The organism is Curtobacterium sp. SP.BCp (assembly GCF_051903255.1).
Lineage (GTDB): Bacteria > Actinomycetota > Actinomycetes > Actinomycetales > Microbacteriaceae > Curtobacterium.
In genome coordinates, this window is sequence record NZ_CP194338.1 from 1,266,851 (window position 1) to 1,283,395 (window position 16,545).

General features: G+C 68.3%; 13 protein-coding genes. 9 read left to right on the plus strand and 4 right to left on the minus strand.

The window, feature by feature from the left end:
* Nucleotides 1–23: 23 nt before the first annotated feature.
* From ACRQ4C_RS06285 to ACRQ4C_RS06295, 3 genes are all read left to right on the plus strand, one after another.
* Nucleotides 24–1,658, plus strand: a complete 1,635-nt coding sequence (locus tag ACRQ4C_RS06285; RefSeq protein WP_439690507.1) for an Eco57I restriction-modification methylase domain-containing protein — start codon at nt 24–26, stop codon at nt 1,656–1,658.
* A 424-nt stretch (nt 1,659–2,082) separates the two neighbouring features.
* Nucleotides 2,083–3,708: a DUF6119 family protein gene (locus ACRQ4C_RS06290; RefSeq protein WP_439690508.1), complete on the plus strand. Its 1,626-nt coding sequence runs from the start codon at nt 2,083–2,085 to the stop codon at nt 3,706–3,708.
* Between the two features lie 53 nt (nt 3,709–3,761).
* On the plus strand, nt 3,762–4,238 hold the full coding sequence (locus ACRQ4C_RS06295; RefSeq protein WP_439690509.1) for a hypothetical protein: 477 nt from the start codon (nt 3,762–3,764) through the stop codon (nt 4,236–4,238).
* A 266-nt stretch (nt 4,239–4,504) separates the two neighbouring features.
* Here the strand turns inward: ACRQ4C_RS06295 and ACRQ4C_RS06300 are convergent, their stop codons facing one another.
* Nucleotides 4,505–5,536: a LacI family DNA-binding transcriptional regulator gene (locus tag ACRQ4C_RS06300; protein WP_439690510.1), complete on the minus strand. Its 1,032-nt coding sequence runs from the start codon at nt 5,534–5,536 to the stop codon at nt 4,505–4,507.
* A 159-nt stretch (nt 5,537–5,695) separates the two neighbouring features.
* On the opposite strand from ACRQ4C_RS06300, the gene ACRQ4C_RS06305 reads away from it, so the two are divergent.
* The 6 genes from ACRQ4C_RS06305 (at nt 5,696) to ACRQ4C_RS06330 (ending at nt 13,053) form a co-directional block, all read left to right on the plus strand.
* Nucleotides 5,696–6,973, plus strand: a complete 1,278-nt coding sequence (locus ACRQ4C_RS06305; protein ID WP_439690511.1) for an ABC transporter substrate-binding protein — start codon at nt 5,696–5,698, stop codon at nt 6,971–6,973.
* A 98-nt stretch (nt 6,974–7,071) separates the two neighbouring features.
* Nucleotides 7,072–7,920, plus strand: a complete 849-nt coding sequence (locus tag ACRQ4C_RS06310) for a carbohydrate ABC transporter permease (protein ID WP_400415775.1) — start codon at nt 7,072–7,074, stop codon at nt 7,918–7,920.
* Nucleotides 7,917–8,834: a carbohydrate ABC transporter permease gene (locus tag ACRQ4C_RS06315; RefSeq protein WP_439690512.1), complete on the plus strand. Its 918-nt coding sequence runs from the start codon at nt 7,917–7,919 to the stop codon at nt 8,832–8,834. The genes ACRQ4C_RS06310 and ACRQ4C_RS06315 overlap by 4 nt, the downstream gene beginning before the upstream one ends.
* A gap of 2 nt (nt 8,835–8,836) precedes the next feature.
* Nucleotides 8,837–10,597 (plus strand): DUF5605 domain-containing protein, encoded by a 1,761-nt coding sequence (locus ACRQ4C_RS06320; RefSeq protein ID WP_439690513.1) that lies wholly within the window; start codon nt 8,837–8,839, stop codon nt 10,595–10,597.
* Nucleotides 10,598–10,672: 75 nt separating this feature from the next.
* Nucleotides 10,673–11,425, plus strand: a complete 753-nt coding sequence (locus tag ACRQ4C_RS06325) for an SDR family NAD(P)-dependent oxidoreductase (protein ID WP_439690514.1) — start codon at nt 10,673–10,675, stop codon at nt 11,423–11,425.
* An 11-nt stretch (nt 11,426–11,436) separates the two neighbouring features.
* Nucleotides 11,437–13,053: a hypothetical protein gene (locus ACRQ4C_RS06330; RefSeq protein WP_439690515.1), complete on the plus strand. Its 1,617-nt coding sequence runs from the start codon at nt 11,437–11,439 to the stop codon at nt 13,051–13,053.
* Nucleotides 13,054–13,257: 204 nt separating this feature from the next.
* Here the strand turns inward: ACRQ4C_RS06330 and ACRQ4C_RS06335 are convergent, their stop codons facing one another.
* Genes ACRQ4C_RS06335 through ACRQ4C_RS06345 form a run of 3 tightly spaced genes read right to left on the minus strand, consistent with a single transcriptional unit; the run spans nt 13,258 to nt 16,530 of the window.
* Nucleotides 13,258–14,802 (minus strand): tripartite tricarboxylate transporter permease, encoded by a 1,545-nt coding sequence (locus ACRQ4C_RS06335; RefSeq protein ID WP_439690516.1) that lies wholly within the window; start codon nt 14,800–14,802, stop codon nt 13,258–13,260.
* 1 nt (nt 14,803) lies between these two features.
* A complete protein-coding gene (locus tag ACRQ4C_RS06340; protein WP_439690517.1) occupies nt 14,804–15,514 on the minus strand; it encodes a tripartite tricarboxylate transporter TctB family protein in 711 nt (236 codons plus the stop codon).
* Nucleotides 15,511–16,530 (minus strand): tripartite tricarboxylate transporter substrate binding protein, encoded by a 1,020-nt coding sequence (locus ACRQ4C_RS06345; RefSeq protein ID WP_439690518.1) that lies wholly within the window; start codon nt 16,528–16,530, stop codon nt 15,511–15,513. The genes ACRQ4C_RS06340 and ACRQ4C_RS06345 overlap by 4 nt, the downstream gene beginning before the upstream one ends.
* Nucleotides 16,531–16,545 lie beyond the last annotated feature (15 nt).

Sequence of the window (16,545 nt, forward strand, 5' to 3'; positions counted from 1 at the left end):
GAAGCAGCGGTATCATGTGAGACGTGCGTACCCGTGAAGCTGTCAGTCCAGAGAAGCTGCGAGGCGGGTTCTACTCACCGGAGATCCTCGTAAAGCTTTGTCTCGATCGGGTCCAGACGCTCCTGGCGAGTCGCGATGGGCTCCGGGTCTTGGAGCCTACCGCTGGGGATGGCGCGTTCCTTCGTGGGCTACAGGCGCACGCGCTCGGCTCGAGGGTGGGCCACGTCGAGGCGATCGAATTGCTCGATTCTGAGGCGACCAAGATCGATCGCTTCCTGGATCGGTCTGAGCTGCCCGGGCGGGTGCTGAACGCGAACGTTCTTGAGTGGTACACCGCGGGCAATACGCGCGACTACGACGTTGTGCTCGCGAATCCGCCCTATGTGCGGTTCCAGTTCATCAACGACGAAGACAAGCAACGCGCGAAGGATCTCAGTTCCGAGCTTGGGGTTGTCGGCTCATCAGTGTCTAATCTCTGGATTCCAGTGTTCCTCCTCGCGCTCAACTCCCTTGCTGACGGTGGCGTGTTCTCGGTCATTCTCCCAACGGAGTTTTTGACAGGAGTGTCAGCGAGTCGTGTTCGTGGTTGGCTGCTCGACAACACGACCGACCTGTCGATTGATCTATTCAAGCCGGGCTCCTTCCCTGCTGTACTCCAAGAAGTGTTGGTGTTGTCTGGCCGTCGCACGTCCTCAAACCAAACGTCCACTGTCGAATTCGCCGACCATAACGGTGGAAGTCACACTTGGACGCATGTCGTAGATCGCGATGCCAAGACATGGACGGCATACCTTCTGTCGCCGGCGGAGGTAGAGGCTTACCGCTTCGCACAGGCACTCAAGTCTGTGGACACGCTCGGCCGAGTCGCACGTTTCAGTGTGTCGACCGTGACCGGCGCCAACGCGTACTTCTGCTTATCAACGAGCGAGGTCCGAGCGCACGAGCTGGAGCCGTGGGCGCTGCCACTGCTCGGCAGATCGCGTCAGGCGCGGGGCCTTTTCTTCACCGGCGAAGATCACGGACTGCTCGCTGATGAGGATCAGCCTTCCTGGATCCTGAGCTTCGCGGCGAACCGCCCCGACCCGACCAAGGTCCGCAAGGCGCTTGAATACATCCACAGGGGTGAATTGCTCGACATTCACACCAGGTACAAGACAAGGATTCGCACCCCGTGGTACCGCGTGCCGATCGTGTCGGCGGGGGACTTGCTGTTGTCCAAGAGGTCGAACGAGTTTCCCCGCGTGATCGCGAACCACGCAAAGGCAATCACGACCGACACCATCTACAAAGGGCAGGTGCTCGCTAGTAGCGGCGTCACCGCGAACGACGTAACGGCTTCGTTCCATAACTCGCTAACCCTGTTGTCCGCCGAGATCGAGGGCAGGAGCTTCGGCGGCGGCGTGCTCGAGCTCGTCCCCAGCGAGGTCTCTGCGCTGCTAATCCCAACGTCCCCAGAGATGCACGAGCACCTGCCTCGGCTCGATGCCACCTACCGAGAATCCCGCGACGGCGCAGCGCTGATCGAAGCGACGGATGGTGCGATTGAGGATCTGGTCCCGGAACTCACGCAAGACGTCATGGACTCACTGCGAGGGGCGCGAGACTCGCTCCTCACGCGTCGGATCGTTCGATCGACATCCGAGTTCTACGAGGACTAGCGTTCAGATTCCGCTGTGTCGTAGTGCACCGAACGCTCGTCTTCAGACACTTGGGACTACTGCAGCTCGGTTGACGTCCTTGACGAGCCCTATGGCGTGGTTGCCCGTTTCAGGCGGGTATGGGTGTTCGTAGTGAAGGGTAGTTCGTGTTCGATGAGTGTGGCGTTTCCGACTTTCCGCTGCACTTTGAGCGCGTCCGCTCGTCGGGACGGCCTGTTGTGCCGCAGGTCGCGAAGGATTTCGAGGAAGCAGTGACGAACTAGGTCGGACGGACGAATGTCGACGACGGGCGGCCCCGTGTTCAGAGCACTGAATCACGGTTGTTTGATTCGTCCACTTCCACTCGGGGCGGAAATGCTGTATACCGTCTTAGGGGTCCCGCCAGGACGGGAACCTTTGCCTAACATGGGGGAGGGTGGGCTGCATGGCAGACATCGAGACGGTTCAGACAAAACGAACGACGTTGTATCGAATGATCGACGGAACAACCGTTGACACAGTCTTCATCCCGGAGAAGATCGAGGACCCCGATCGCTTCAGAATCGACGATGTCGATCTTGGCGGACGTGCGGCGCGCCTTGTGTTGGGGTCGTCGTCCTCCTCCGCAAAGTGGACGAGCGACGTCGCGCTCCTGATTGGTCAGCCTGTAGACGCGGCGTCGAGTTCGCCTGGAGCGGCGCTCGCCATCCCCGACAACCATGGGTCGGTTTGGGTGTTGACGTGGGGAACGGGGTTCCACTACGTCGATGCTGAGCGCGTCGATTACGCATTCGGACCCGGAATCGTTGCCCGTTCAGCGATCGCGGACTCCGTGAAGTCGGTCACGAAGACCGTGCTAGATCATCGCGCTCGCGTTGACCGGAGCTCGTTGCCGAACGGGAGTACGGTTCGCGACTTGGGTGTCGATGGGTACGGTGAAGTCGTGAGCCGGATCGAGGCGAAGGCCCAGATTCCAGGGCTCAGCGTCGGTGGAGGAATCATCTCGATCCGAGCAGCTGAGTCCCTCAACCTCCCGTTGGCGAAGAAGGCAGACAGACTTCTCGCGGATCTAGACGTCCTGGTCGGCCTCACGGCCAAGGATGTTCGCCCCGGACTCGAGAGCGTTGAACAGCTCATCGCGCTGAAGCCGCGCGACCAACGAGCCGCCGGCTTGGAAGACAAGCTGCTGGACGAGATTCTCTCCGACGACCCGAAGAGACTCGGCTTGTCCTGGCCGCACGAGCGGCTCGATCTCTACGGACCGGTCGCCGGTTGCAAGGTGCTCGGATTCGGCGATCGAACTGCTCGGGTTTCTGGTGATGTGCCCGAGCTCGATGAGGTCTTGCAGTGGTTGCGAGAGATTCCTCGCAGTGAACTGAGGAACCGTCTCGACACGATCCGCGTCGTGTTGTACAGCAGTCCGGACCTCGAGCCGGAGACGCGTGTCTCGAACGACGTGCCGCTATGGAGGTGGCTGGTGTTTGAGGTCCGAGAGGACGAGAAGCGTTTCTGCCTTCACGACGGCAAGTGGTTCCGGATGGATGACCGGTATCTTGCGCGCATCGACGAGAGGGTCGAGGAAATACTCGCCCGCGACGCACCCGTGAAATTCCCGGCCTGGCCGGCTGACGAGGACGAGCGCGAATACAACCTGCGGGCGGCCGCGGAGGTAGGCGGCTTGAGCCTTGATCGGAAGCTGATCCAGACGCCGCTTCATAGGGGAGGGATCGAACCGTGTGACATCTTTGTGCCGGAGGGCACCCTCGTCCACGTCAAACGACGACGAAGCTCGGCTGACTTGAGCCACTTGCTCGCACAGGGACTTGTGTCCACCGACGCACTCGCAGGCGATGAGTCTGCGCGAGCGGCTTGGATGAAGCGCATCGTCGAGGAGTCTGACGGCGGCATCACTCAGGCAACGGTCTCGCGCGTCGTCCTAGCGATCGGCTCGTCGAAGCCGGTAACGGTCGACAACCTCTTCACCTTCACGAAGGTGAACCTCGTCAAACAGTACGACGCACTCCGAGCGCTCGACGTTGAAGTCAGCGTCGCGCGGATCGCCGAGCAGTGATGCAAGCTTCTGACGTAGCGCCTGTGCTTCCCGCCAGCTGGACGATCGAAGGCTTGGTCGACGCGGGGTTCGAGGGTTTCCGTCGGTTCGACGAGCTCCGGCTTCATCGGCCCCCTTCTGCGCCTGGTGTCTACATGGTCATTCGCGACCACACTCGAAGCCCAGGCTTCGCCAGTACCAACTCAGCTGGGAGGCATCGCGACTTCACTGAACCCGTTGAACGGCTCGCTGAGGCGTGGGTCGACGACTGCCAGGTGCTCTACGTCGGGCTCGCTCGGTCCGGGAAGCGAGGCGATGGCCTCCACCGGAGGCTTAAGCAGTTCCGCCGCACCGGCGCCGGAAGAGCTGACAACCACTCCGGCGGTGTGTCGGTGTTCCAACTCGCCGACGCCGACGAGCTACGCGTGTGTTGGCGAGTGTCCGCCGATCCGTCCGATGAGGGCGTGGTGGCCGAGGAGCACGCTCTCATCGAAGGCTTTGTCCGAGGTATCGGCGGTGGAAAGCGCCCCTTCGCGAACCGGCGCGACTGAATCGGAAGTCGGAAAATCGCTGGTCAGCGCCCGTTTCGGCAGCGCACCGTCCCTCGCCAGAGGATAGCCCCGGCGTCGCCAGAGGATAGGGCGACCAGGCCGCCCGTCGTCCTCCGCACCACTCCAGGCATCGACGGGTTCTTAAGACAGCCCACCGCACGACATCGAAGAGCCTCGACGGTATCCCCGTCGGGGCTCTTCTCGTCCCGGGCGCGGTCGTCTCAGATCTTCCGTTGCCGCCGCTCGCGGACAGGCCGTCCCGGAAGTCAGCGCGGGCGCTCGGCCGTCGACGCCCGCACCGCGAGGACGCTCGGCAGCACGCGCTCCTGCACGACCGACGTGCCGCGGATCCGGTCGAGGACGAGCCGGAGTGCCGCCTCGCCGAGCGCCTCGAAGTCGAGCCGCGCCGACGTCAGTGCCGGCGTGAAGTACTTCGCCTCGGGCATGTCGTCGATGCCCACGATCGAGTAGTCGTCGGGAGCGCGGAGTCCGCGTTCGTGCATGACGCTCATGAACCCGAGCGCGATCTCGTCGTTGCCCGATGCCACGGCGGTGAACGTCGTCGGGTCGACCCGTCGCGCTGCGGCCGCACCGGAGTCGGCGTCCCACTCGGCGCACGCTTCGACGGGCAGGGGAGCCAGGCGGTGGGCGGCCAGCTCGTCGAGGTACCCGCGCACACGTTCGCTGGCCTCGTTGCGGTCGTCCGGTCCGGCGAGGTGCACGATCCGCCGGTGTCCCAGCTCGACGAGGTGCCTCACCCCGAGGCGAGCAGCGCCGTACGAGTCCGCGTGCACGGTGTCGACCCCGTCCGGTGCCCGTTCGGACAACGACACGACCGGGACGGAGCCGGCTTCGTCGAGGAGTGCCTCGACCCCGATGTAGGGCGTACCGACGACGATGCCGTCCACCCGCATCGAGGTCAGGCTCTGCAGTGTCCGGCGGATGTCCGCGGTGCTGCTCGGGGCCGACGGGTCGAGGTCGAGCTGTGCGGTGAGGAGTTGCTGTCCCTCGTCGCGGGCGGCGCGGTTGACCCCGGCGAGGATCCCGGTGTTGCCGAAGTTCAACGGCCCCATCGTGATGAACCCGAGGGTGTCAGTGTGCTGCGAGCGGAGGATCCCGGGGAGTCGGCTGTGCTGGTAGCCGAGGTCGCGCACCGCTCGTTCGATCCTCTTCCGCGCGTCCGGGGAGACGTACCCGCCGGTGTGGTACCGAGAGACGGTCTGTGCGGAGACGTGGGCTGCCCGACCGACGTCGGCCATGCTCGGGCGGCGCCCGGACGCCTCTGTTCCTGAGACCACGGCGTCTCCTCCTATCAACCGGTGAACCAATTTCGTCGAATCGCTTGCGTCGTGCTCGGCGCGTGTCTATGTTATGCGTAACGCCGGGGTGTTACGGATAACACACCGCGCTCACGTCACCGCCGTCGGAGCCGACGCGCGGACATCAAGGGAGATGACATGGCACGACGACGGATCGGTGTCGCGGCGGTCGCCGCGGGTGCCGCGATCGCACTGGCCCTGACGGGCTGTTCCGCCGGTGGGAACGCCAGCAGCGGGAAGACCACGCTGAACTACTGGATCACCACCCAGCAGGGGCCCGCCGCCACGGCGCTCAAGTCGATGGTCGCCGACTTCGAGAAGGCGAACCCCGACATCACGGTGAACGTCACGCAGAAGAGCACCGACAACCTCAAGACGTCGCTGCGGCAGGCGGCCGGCACGCCGGCCATGCCCGACGTGTACTTCCAGTGGTCCGGTCTCGGACTCGGCGGGACCTACGTGAAGCAGGGCGTCGACCTCGACCTCACGAAGTACTACGAGCAGTACGGCTGGGACAAGCGCTTCACGAAGTCCGCGCTCTCGTCGGTCACCCAGTACGGCGGCTACCACGGCGTGCCGTACACGGCGAACGTCGAGGCGGTCGTCTACAACAAGGAACTGTTCAAGAAGGCCGGCATCACGGACACCCCGACGACGTACGACGAGCTCGTCGACGACGCACAGAAGCTCAGCGACGCCGGGATCACACCGATCGAGTTCGGCGGCAACGTCAACTGGTACGTGATGCGGCTGCTCGACAACCTGCTCGAGACGAACTGCGGCGCCGACCTCAACGACCAGCTCACCGGCCTCAAGGCCGACTGGAGCAAGGAGGCCTGCGTCACGAAGTCGTTCAGCGACCTGAAGACCTGGGCGACGAAGTACTTCAACAAGGGCTGGGTGAGCATGAGCGACGCCCAGGGCCAGCAGGTGTTCTACCAGAAGAAGGCGGCGATGGCGCTCGAGGGCGACTGGTTCGCCGGGTTCCTCGACGAGGCGAAGTTCAGCCCGACGAGCGATCTCGGTGTGTTCGCGTTCCCGACCGGCACCGGCCGCATCTACGGGCTGCAGCAGGCGAACTACATCTCGAAGACGTCGAAGAACCCGGACGCCGCAGCGAAGTTCCTCGACTTCTGGATGAGCAAGGACACCCAGACGAAGTACGCCGGTTCCTGGTCGCAGGTGCCGGTGGTCGAGGGCGTCCCCGTGAAGGACAACGGCGTCGGCCTGAGCAAGCCGTTCAACGAGCTGGCGTCCCAGGCGAAGGGCCAGTTCCAGAACAACGACCAGACGCTCCCGCTCGACGTCACGACCGAGTACTGGCGGATCATGAACGGTGTCGCCACCGGTTCCATCGCGCCGAGCGACGCCGGCAAGCAGATGCAGACGTTCATCGACAACCGTTCGGGGAACTGACCTCCATGTCGTCCGCGCGCGTCACCTCCCCGCGCCGACCGGCAACCGGTCGGCGCGGGGGGCGCTCCGCCTCGGGATGGCGGGGCGCCCTGCCCTTCGTGCTCCCCACGCTCGTGCTGTTCGTCGGGTTCCTCGTCTACCCGATGGCGTCCACCGTGGTGATGAGCTTCTTCTCCTGGGACGGCTTCATCACGTCGCCGAAGACGTTCGTCGGGGTCGACAACTACGTCCGGATCTTCACCCAGGACCCCGTGTTCTGGCCCGCCTTCCGCAACACGGTGGTCTGGGTCGTCCTGTCCCTGCTCGTGCCGACGGCGCTCGGGCTCGGGATCGCGCTCGGCCTCAACCGCAAGCTGTTCGGTCGGAACCTGCTCCGGTCGGCGTTCTACATCCCCGCAGTCCTGGCCTCGATCGCCGTCGCGACGATGTGGGTGTGGCTGTACAACCCGCAGTCCGGACTCGTCAACGGCGTCCTCGACGCGGTCGGTCTCCACGCGCTCGCCCAGGACTGGCTCGGCGACGCGCACATCGCGCTGTACGCGGTCTTCGTCGCCTTCGTCTGGCAGACCGCGGGCTTCAACATGGTCCTCTACCTGGCCGGGCTGCAGAACGTCCCGGAGGAACTCGTCGAGGCGGCCAAGCTGGACGGCGCCGGCAGGGTCCAGATCTTCCGCGCCGTGACCTGGCCGGCACTCCGACCGACCACGATCATCGTCGTCGTCCTCACCATGATCAGCTCGCTCAAGGTGTTCGACCTCATCGTCGGCACCACGGGAGGCGGACCGGCCCAGTCGACGCAGGTCCTCGCGCTGTGGTCCTACCAGCAGTCGTTCTCGAACCACGTGTTCGGGCTCGGCAACGCGATCGCGACCGTCCTCTTCGTCGTGAGCATGATCCTCGTCGTCCCCTACATGATCTGGACCTTCCGAGGGAGCAAGGAAGCATGAGCACCGCCATCGAACCCGCACCCGTGGTCTCCGACGCCGGGCAGCGACGCTCCAGCGCCGACCGTGGCACGGCGGCCCGACGCGAGCGTCGTCGCGACTGGCCGCTGATCGGCCTCTGGATCGCGCTCGTCGTCGCGGCGATCATCTGGATCGTGCCGTTCCTGTTCATGTTCATCACGTCGGTGAAGAGCCAGGCGGACGTCGCGAACCTGGCTCCGTGGGCGCTCCCGACGCACTGGGAGTGGGGCAACTACACCGACGCCGCACAGATCGGCAACATCTGGGTCTCCGGCGCGAACAGCCTCGTCATCGCCGTGATCAAGGTGCCACTCGGCCTCCTGCTCGCCGCGATGGCCGCGTTCGCGCTGTCCCGGCTGAAGTTCCGGTGGCAGCAGCTCCTGCTCGGCGTCATCGCCCTCGGGACGCTGATCCCGGTGCAGGTCGCCCTCGGCCCGCTGTTCTCGACCATGCTCAGCCTGAACCTGCTGAACACGAAGGTCGGCCTGATGCTGCCGTACCTGGCGTTCGGTGTCTCCTACCAGGTGTTCATCCTCTACGGCTTCTTCAAGGCGATCCCCGAAGAGCTCGACGAGGCGACGCGCATCGACGGCGCCGGGAACTGGCGGCTGTTCTGGCAGGTCATCCTGCCGCTGGCGAAGCCGGCTCTCGCGGCGCTCTTCATCCTCGACTTCGTGTCCACGTGGAACGAGTACCCGATGGCGCTGACGCTCCTCCAGACCACCGACCAGTTCACGATCCCGCTCGGCATCACGAACTTCCAGACCCAGTACGGGTCGAACTACCCCCAGCTGAACGCGTACATCATCATGTCGATCCTGCCCGTGCTGATCGTCTACCTGCTGTTCCAGCGCTACTTCGTCCAGGGCGCCCTCGCGGGCGCGGTGAAGGGATGACCATGACGACCACCGAACCGACCTTCGGCGCACGGACTGCGCTCTGGGACGTCCTCCGCGACCCCTCGGCCGCCGACGTGCTGCGCCGGCACGCCCCGTCCATCGTCGGGTCGACCCTGCTGCACACGTTCCACTCGCAGCCGCTCGGCCTGGTGCTCGACACCGAGGAGGAGTTGTCCACGGCGGACCGCGAGGCCGTCCTCGCCGAACTCGCACAGATCGCCCCGGGGTCGACCGACCGAACCGCGAACCAGACCCCTGCCCCGAGCGCACCGTCGGCGCAGTACGAGCCGGCCGGAACCGCGGTCGGGTCGGCGGAGACCACGCACGCGCCGTCGGTGGGGCGCTGGGAACGGTTCGAGGTGGTGATCGCCGGGCCGGCGCACGGCAACCCCTTCACCGACGTCGAGCTGACCGCGCGGTTCCTCGGCCCGGACGGTGCCGCGGCCGAGGTCCTGGGGTTCTACGACGGCGACGGTCGCTACCGGATCCGTTTCCTCCCTCCGGTCGAGGGGACCTGGCGGTTCGAGACCGCGAGCAACGCCGCCAGCCTCGACCGGCTCGCCGGACAGTTCGAGGTCACCGCCAGCACGTCGAGGGGACCGGTCCGCGTCGACGGCATGCACTTCCGGTACGCGGACGGCACCCGGTACCTGCCGATCGGGACGACCGCGTACGCGTGGACCCACCAGGGTGACGACCTCGAGGAACGGACCCTCCGCACCCTCGGCAGCGCACCGTTCACGAAGATCCGGATGTGCGTGTTCCCGAAGTCGTACACGTTCAACAGCAACGAACCCGAGCGCTTCCCGTTCACCCGGGACAGCGACGGCGGCTTCCTCCTCGACCGGTTCGACCCCGCGTACTGGGCGCACCTCGAGCAGCGCATCGACGAGCTCGACTCCCTCGGCATCGAAGCGGACCTCATCCTCTTCCACGCCTACGACCGGTGGGGGTTCTCCCGCATGGACCCGGCGTCGGACGACCGCTACGTGCGGTACGCCACTGCCCGGCTCTCGGCGTTCCGGAACGTCTGGTGGTCGATGGCGAACGAGTTCGACCTGCTCTTCGACAAGACCGAGGCGGACTGGGAGCGGTGGGCGGGGATCGTGCAGCGGTGGGACGCGACCGACCACCTGCGCTCGATCCACAACTGCCGCGTGGTCTACGACCAGGGTCGGCCGTGGATCACCCACGTCAGCATGCAGCGGACAGACGCGTACAAGACCGCTGAGATGACGACCGAGTGGCGGCGCTGGCAGAAGCCCGTCGTGGTGGACGAGTGTGCGTACGAGGGCAACATCGACCAGGGCTGGGGCAACATCTCCGGGGAGGAGATGGTGCGCCGGTGCTGGGAGGGCGCCGTCCGCGGCGGCTACGTCGGGCACGGCGAGACCTACGTCGACCCGGACGAGGTGCTCTGGTGGGCGAAGGGCGGCGACCTCCACGGGACGAGCCCCGAGCGGATGGCGTTCCTCGCGCGGATCACCGAGGAGGCGCCCGGCGGGGTCCTCGAACCGGTCGCAGGGGACTGGGACGCGCCGGCCGCCGGGGTGGTGGGTGAGCACGTCCTCTACTACTTCGGCTTCAGCCAGCCGACCTTCCGACGATTCTTCCACGACCCGTCCACCACTTGGGACGTCGACGTCATCGACACCTGGAACACGACGGTCGAGACCGTGGCCAGGGGCGTCTCCGGCCGGTTCGTGGTCGATCTCCCCGGCCGTCCGTACATCGCCGTCCGCCTGCGCCGAGCGGCCTGACCAGGCGAACCCGAGCAGCCCGACCAGGCGAACCCGAGCAGTACGCTCCCAGCACCACCGACAGACAGGAACACCATGACCGACCGCCTCACCGGAAAGACCGCACTCGTCACCGGCGCCGCGAACGGGATCGGCCGCGCGATCGCCGACGCCTTCGTCGCCGAGGGCGCGGTGGTGGTCTACGCCGACCGGGACGCCGACGCCGCCCGTCGAGCTGCCACGGCACCGAACGCGATCGCCCAGGAGATGGACGTCGCCGACGAGTCGAGCGTCGTCGCCGCCTACGACGCGGTCGCGCGGGCCGGCCACACCGTCGACGTCGTGGTCGCGAACGCCGGTGTCCAGCTCTTCGGCCTCGACGCCGCGGTCGCCGACGTGGACCTCGAGACGTGGAACCGCACTGTCGCGGTCAACCTGACGGGGACGTTCCTCACCGTGAAGCACGCGGTGCGGTCCATGCTCGCGAACGGAGGTGGGTCGATCATCGCGACGGGGAGCCCGACTGGCCTCAACGGCGAGGGCTCGACGTTCGCGGCGTACAGCTCGACGAAGGGCGGCATCCACGCACTCGTCCGGGCGACGGCGATGGCGTACGCCCGCGACGGCATCCGCGTGAACACGGTCGTGCCCGGCTACACCGAGACGGGCCTGGTGACGACGATCGCGGACGACCCCGAGGCCCGCGCCGCGATCGTGTCGCGCACCCCGCTCGGTCGGCCTGGACGTCCGGAGGACGTCACCGGGATCATGGTCTACCTCGCGAGCGACGAGTCCTCCTACGCCACCGGGTCGGTCTTCCGGGTCGACGGCGGCATGACGAGCCTCTGACGGAGCCGACCGTGCACGACGGACCAGCCGGGCGAGCAGCAGCAGCCGGAGCAGCAGCACACGGAGTCGCCGACGGACGACCCTGGGACGCACCCCTGCCGCCCTGGCCGAGCGCCGAGCCGGAGGAGACGGTCACCGCGGGACCGTGGCGACTGACCCTCCGTGGGGCGGAAGTGGCGGACCTCGCCCACGACGGGGTCGTCGTGCTCCGCGGCGTCCGGTTCGTCACCCGCGACCACGACTGGCGCACCGCGGACGACACCGTGACGCACCGCAGCACCACCCCGACCGCGACCGGCGTCCGGATCCGCACCGAGGTCGCAGCCACCCTCGACGCCCACGAGGTGCTCCGCTCCACGCTCGACCTCGTCGTCGACGGCGACACCCTGCGCGTCGAGGCCACCGCGACGACGACCACCGCGTTCCGCCGCAACCGCATCGGCCTCGTCGTGCTCCACCCGCCGACGGTCGCCGGGCTGCCCGTCACGGTCCGCCATCCCGTCGGTCCGCCGACCGAGCAGTCCTTCCCGACGTGGATCGCACCGCACCAGCCGGCGACGGACGTCGTGGGTCTCACGTGGCGGGTGGGGGACCACGAGCTCGCGCTCGACCTCGACGGGGCGGTGTTCGAGTCGGAGGACCAGCGCAACTGGACCGACGCCTCGTTCAAGACGTACTCGACACCCCTCGCCGAGCCGTTCCCCGTCGCACTCCCGGCCCGCACCCGGATCCGACAGGCGCTCACGCTGCGCGTGACGCGACGGCCTGGAGGCGCTCCCGCCCCCGCCGCGGACCTCGCGGCCCTCGACGGCGCGGCTCCGACCTCCGCACGGACCCCGTCGCCGACCCTCCAGTACACGGCGTCGTCGGCCCCGGCCGCGACGCGACCCGACGCCGCGGACCTCCCGGCACCGGCACCGGTCCTGGTCGAGCCGGTCCTCGACCAGCCCGATGCCAGGAGCCTGCTCGCACTGGCCCGGCGCGACGCGCGTGGAGCACCCCTGGACGTCCGCTTCGTCACGGACGACCCGGACGCCCTCCGTGCCGCGGTCGACGCCGTCCTCGAGGCGGGACCGGTGGCCCGGGTGGGCGCGTACGACCCCGTCACGCACGTGACCACGCCACCGTTGCAGCGGGCCCTGCTGGATGCGGCGCGCACGGTCGGCGACCTCGAGGTCGTGGCGGGGACGCGTGCGCACTTCACCGAGCTGAACCGGGCCATCGACCTCCACAGCGCGTGGGACGGCCCGCTGTCGTTCAGCGTGACGCCGCAGATGCACGACCGGACGCGTGCCCAGGTGACCGAGGCACTGCGGATGCTGCGCTGGGTGGCGATGAGCGCCTCCAGGCTGGCTGCCGGCAGGCCGCTGCACGTCGGACCGGTGACGCTGCGTCCGCGCTTCAACGCGGTGGCGACGTCGCCGCGGCCGCGTGTCACCGATGCGACGGCGGCAGGCGGGTACGGACCGCACCTCGTCCCGGACGCGACGGACCCGGACCAGCACAGCGCGGCCGCACGGGCCTGGACGGCCGCGGCGGTGCGGGCCCTGAGCGTGCCCGGTGTCGCGACGGTCACGCTCGGTGAGCTGTGGGGGCCGCGGGGCATCGTCCCGGCACGCACCCCGTGAGCGGCGGGCCGGTGTCGCGCGTGTTCTGGCGCGCGCAGACGTCCGCGCTGCACGCGGCCCTGTTCCCGGACTGACCCGCGCTCCGGTGGTGAGCGATCGCGGAGCGCCAGCGCGAGGTGCGGAACGACGGACGGGAGGCCCGTGGCGGCGTCCCCACGGGCCTCCCGTCCGTCTCGCTGTCGCGTCGGGACCGACCATGCCCCGTCAGCGGTCGACGAGCTCCCGCGGAACGGCCCCCTGGGCCGCCCGTCGTGCCGCTCGTCGGGCGACGAGGCGGCTGCGGACGGTGAGGGCGATCACGACGGCGAGCACGGCGTAGAGCACGATCGGGATCGGTCCGGCGACGAGCACCGAGAAGTCCCCGTCGGCGCTCAGCGCGGCGTCGCGCAGGCTCGTCTCGGCGAGCGGGCCGAGCACCATGCCGATGACCAGCGGGGCGAGCGGCACGTCGAGCGCCCGCATGAGGAACCCGACGATGCCGATGCCGAGCAGCATGAGCAGGTCGAACACCGAGCCGCTCGTCGCGTAGATGCCGAGGCCGCAGAACACCGCGATGCCGGCGTACAGGTACGCGCGTGGGATGCGGAGCAGCTTCGCCCAGAGCATCGCGAACGGCAGGTTGATGACCAGCAGCACCACCATCGCGATGAAGAACGACGCGAGCAGCGCCCAGACGAGGTCGGGGGACCGGTCGAACAGCAGCGGTCCGGGCTGCAGGCCGTACTGCCGGAACGCGGCGAGCATGATCGCGGCGGTCGCCGACACCGGGAGGCCGAGCGACAGCAGTGCGCCCATCGCCATGCCGGTCGTCGAGTTGCCGGCAGCCTCGGGCGCCGCGAGACCGCGGATCGCCCCGCGGCCGAACTGCGGGTCCTTCCGTCGGGCATCGAGCCGCTTCTCGAGGCCGAACGCCAGGAAGGTCGGGATCTCGGAGCCGCCTGCGGGGACGACCCCGAACGGCAACCCGATCGCGGTGCCGCGCAACCACGCGGGCGCCGCTTCGCGCAGTTCCCTGCGCGACAACCACGGGCGACCGGTGGCCCGCACCATCTTCCCGTCCTTGAGGTGCCGGGCGAGGCACGCGACGTGGATGACCTCGCCGAGCGCGAGGATCGCGACGGTCACCGTGACGAGCGAGATGCCGTCGAACAGCTCCGGGACGCCCATCGTGAAACGGGGTGCGCCGGAGATGCCGTCGACGCCGATGACGGCGATGCCGAGGCCGAGGCACAGCGACCCGAGTCCCTTGAGGGCGTCGTCGGTCACGACCGACGACGTCGTGACGAACGCGAAGAGTGCGAGAGCGAAGAACTCCGCGGGACCGAAGCTCGACGAGAACGTCGCGAGCGCCGGAGCGAGGAACACGACGAGGATCGACGCGACCATGCCGCCGACGAACGCGCCGATCGCCGCGGTCGCCAACGCCTGCGCCGCCCGACCGTTCAACGCCATCTTGTGGCCCTCGAACGTCGACGCGATCGCCGAGGCCTGTCCCGGCGTGTTCATCAGGATGCCCATCGTCGAGTCGCCGAAGAGGCCGCCGAAGTAGACGCCGGCGAACATGATGAACGCCGCCGTCGGGTCGAGGGAGAACGTCACGGGCAGCAGCAGCGCCACCGCCATCGACGACCCGAGACCGGGGAGCACGCCGACGGCGGTGCCGAGGAGGCAGCCGACGACGACCCAGAGCAGGTTGGCGGGCGTCAGGGCTCCCGCGAACCCGTCACCGAGGAGACCGAGCACGTCCATGTCAGAACCTCCATCCGACGATGCCCGAGGGCAGCGACAGGTCGAGCACCATGTCGAAGGCGATGTAGCTGAGCGCAGCCACCGTCAGTCCGACGACGAGCGGGCGGAGCCAGCCGGGGGCGCCGAGGCCCTTGGCGACGCCGAGGAACAGCAGGCCCGCGCCGACGATCCAGCCGAGCACGTTCAGCAGCAGGGCGAACGCGGCGAACGACACGACGACCCAGGCGAGCGAACGCCAGTCGACGCGGACGGCGCGTTGTGGCGCGGCGGCGGCGGCGTCGGCTGCGACGGCGGTGTCGGCCGTGCTGGGCGGGGCTGCGGCGGTCGCGGCGGTGCCCGCGGCGGCCGGGGCCGCGGTTCCGGCGGTGGTCGGGGCTGCGACTCCGGCGGTGGCCGGGTCGGTGTCTCCGGCGGCCGGCTCGCTGGCCGGAACCTGCCGCAGCTGCCGGACGGACCGGACGACGAGGAGCGCCGCGAGCAGCAGGAGCGCCGCGGCGACGATCCCCGGGAACACCGCAGGCCCCGGGAACGCCGTGCCGGCGGGCACCTCCATCGTGACGATGCCGACGACCAGGTACACCGCGAACGCCGTGAACAGCGCCGGCGTGGTGAGCTCCTTCGCCACCTCGGCGACACGACCGGGGTCGGCGCGGAGCGTGAGGCGTTGCCCGACGACGGCAGACGACGACGTGGGGTTGCTCGGACGGGTCATCGGCCCAGCTCCTCGTACAGCCCCTGGATGCGTTCGCGTTCCTCGTCGATGAACGCGTCGAGCTCGCGGCCCGTGATGATCCGCTCGGTCCAGTGGTACCGGTCCATCGCGTCCCGCCACTCGGGCGTCCGCAGGGTGTCGCGCACGATGCCCGTCAGCTGCGTCCTCTCCGCGGAGTCGAGGCCCCCGGGTGCGGCGATCATGCGCCAGTTGGTCAGCGTCACGTCGTAACCCTGGTCGACGGCGGTGGGGATGTCGATGCCCTCGACCGGCTGCTGCGCCACGAGCGCGAGCGCGCGCAGACGGCCCGTCTCGATCTGGTCGATGTTGTCGGGGTAGCCGCCGGAGGCCGCCGCGGCGGTGCCGTTGAGCAGCGCCTGGATGGCCTCGCCGCCACCGTCCGAGGGGATGTAGTTCGTGTCCGCCGGGTCGAGACCCGCCGAGACCGCGAGGTCGGTGACGACGAGCTGGTCGAACGAACCGCCGCCCGTCCACGGCACGGAGCCGGGCCGCTCGCGCCAGGCGTCGACGAGGTCGTCGAGCGTCTCGTACGGCGAGTCGGCGGGGACGACGATGACGTCGTACTCCTCCACCGTGACCGCGAGGGGCGTGATGTCGTCGTGGGTGACGGCGGAGCCGAACTGGACCTCGGCGGCGAGCAGACCGGTCCCGCCCACGAGCAGCGTGTCCGTCTGACCCTCGAGCCGTGCGACGTTGCCGAGCGCGATCGTGCCGCCGGCACCCGGCATGTTGACGACCTGCACCGAGTTCACGATGCCGTTCGCGCGCTGCGCCTGCTGCATCGACCGCGCGACGCCGTCCCAGCCGCCGCCGGCCGCAGCGGGCGCCACGATCGTGACGGAGGTCGTGGGGTCACCCCCGGCCGCGGCGGAGGTGATGGACCCGAAGGCCGCGACGCCGATGGACACCGCGGCGACGGCTGCGCCGACCGCGCGGGCGACGGCGCGACGGCCCCGTGGCCGTGCGGGCGTCGCCGGTGCTGACTGCTCTGTCATGGATGGCTCCCTCCT

Bases quoted from the DNA above. Each gene is read 5' to 3' on its own strand.
- ACRQ4C_RS06305 (WP_439690511.1), top strand. From the start codon at position 5,696: ATGGCACGACGACGGATCGGTGTCGCGGCGGTCGCCGCGGGTGCCGCG.
- ACRQ4C_RS06325 (WP_439690514.1), top strand. From the start codon at position 10,673: ATGACCGACCGCCTCACCGGAAAGACCGCACTCGTCACCGGCGCCGCG.
- ACRQ4C_RS06315 (WP_439690512.1), top strand. From the start codon at position 7,917: ATGAGCACCGCCATCGAACCCGCACCCGTGGTCTCCGACGCCGGGCAG.
- ACRQ4C_RS06340 (WP_439690517.1), bottom strand. From the start codon at position 15,514: ATGACCCGTCCGAGCAACCCCACGTCGTCGTCTGCCGTCGTCGGGCAA.
- ACRQ4C_RS06290 (WP_439690508.1), top strand. From the start codon at position 2,083: ATGGCAGACATCGAGACGGTTCAGACAAAACGAACGACGTTGTATCGA.
- ACRQ4C_RS06345 (WP_439690518.1), bottom strand. From the start codon at position 16,530: ATGACAGAGCAGTCAGCACCGGCGACGCCCGCACGGCCACGGGGCCGT.
- ACRQ4C_RS06335 (WP_439690516.1), bottom strand. From the start codon at position 14,802: ATGGACGTGCTCGGTCTCCTCGGTGACGGGTTCGCGGGAGCCCTGACG.
- ACRQ4C_RS06320 (WP_439690513.1), top strand. From the start codon at position 8,837: ATGACGACCACCGAACCGACCTTCGGCGCACGGACTGCGCTCTGGGAC.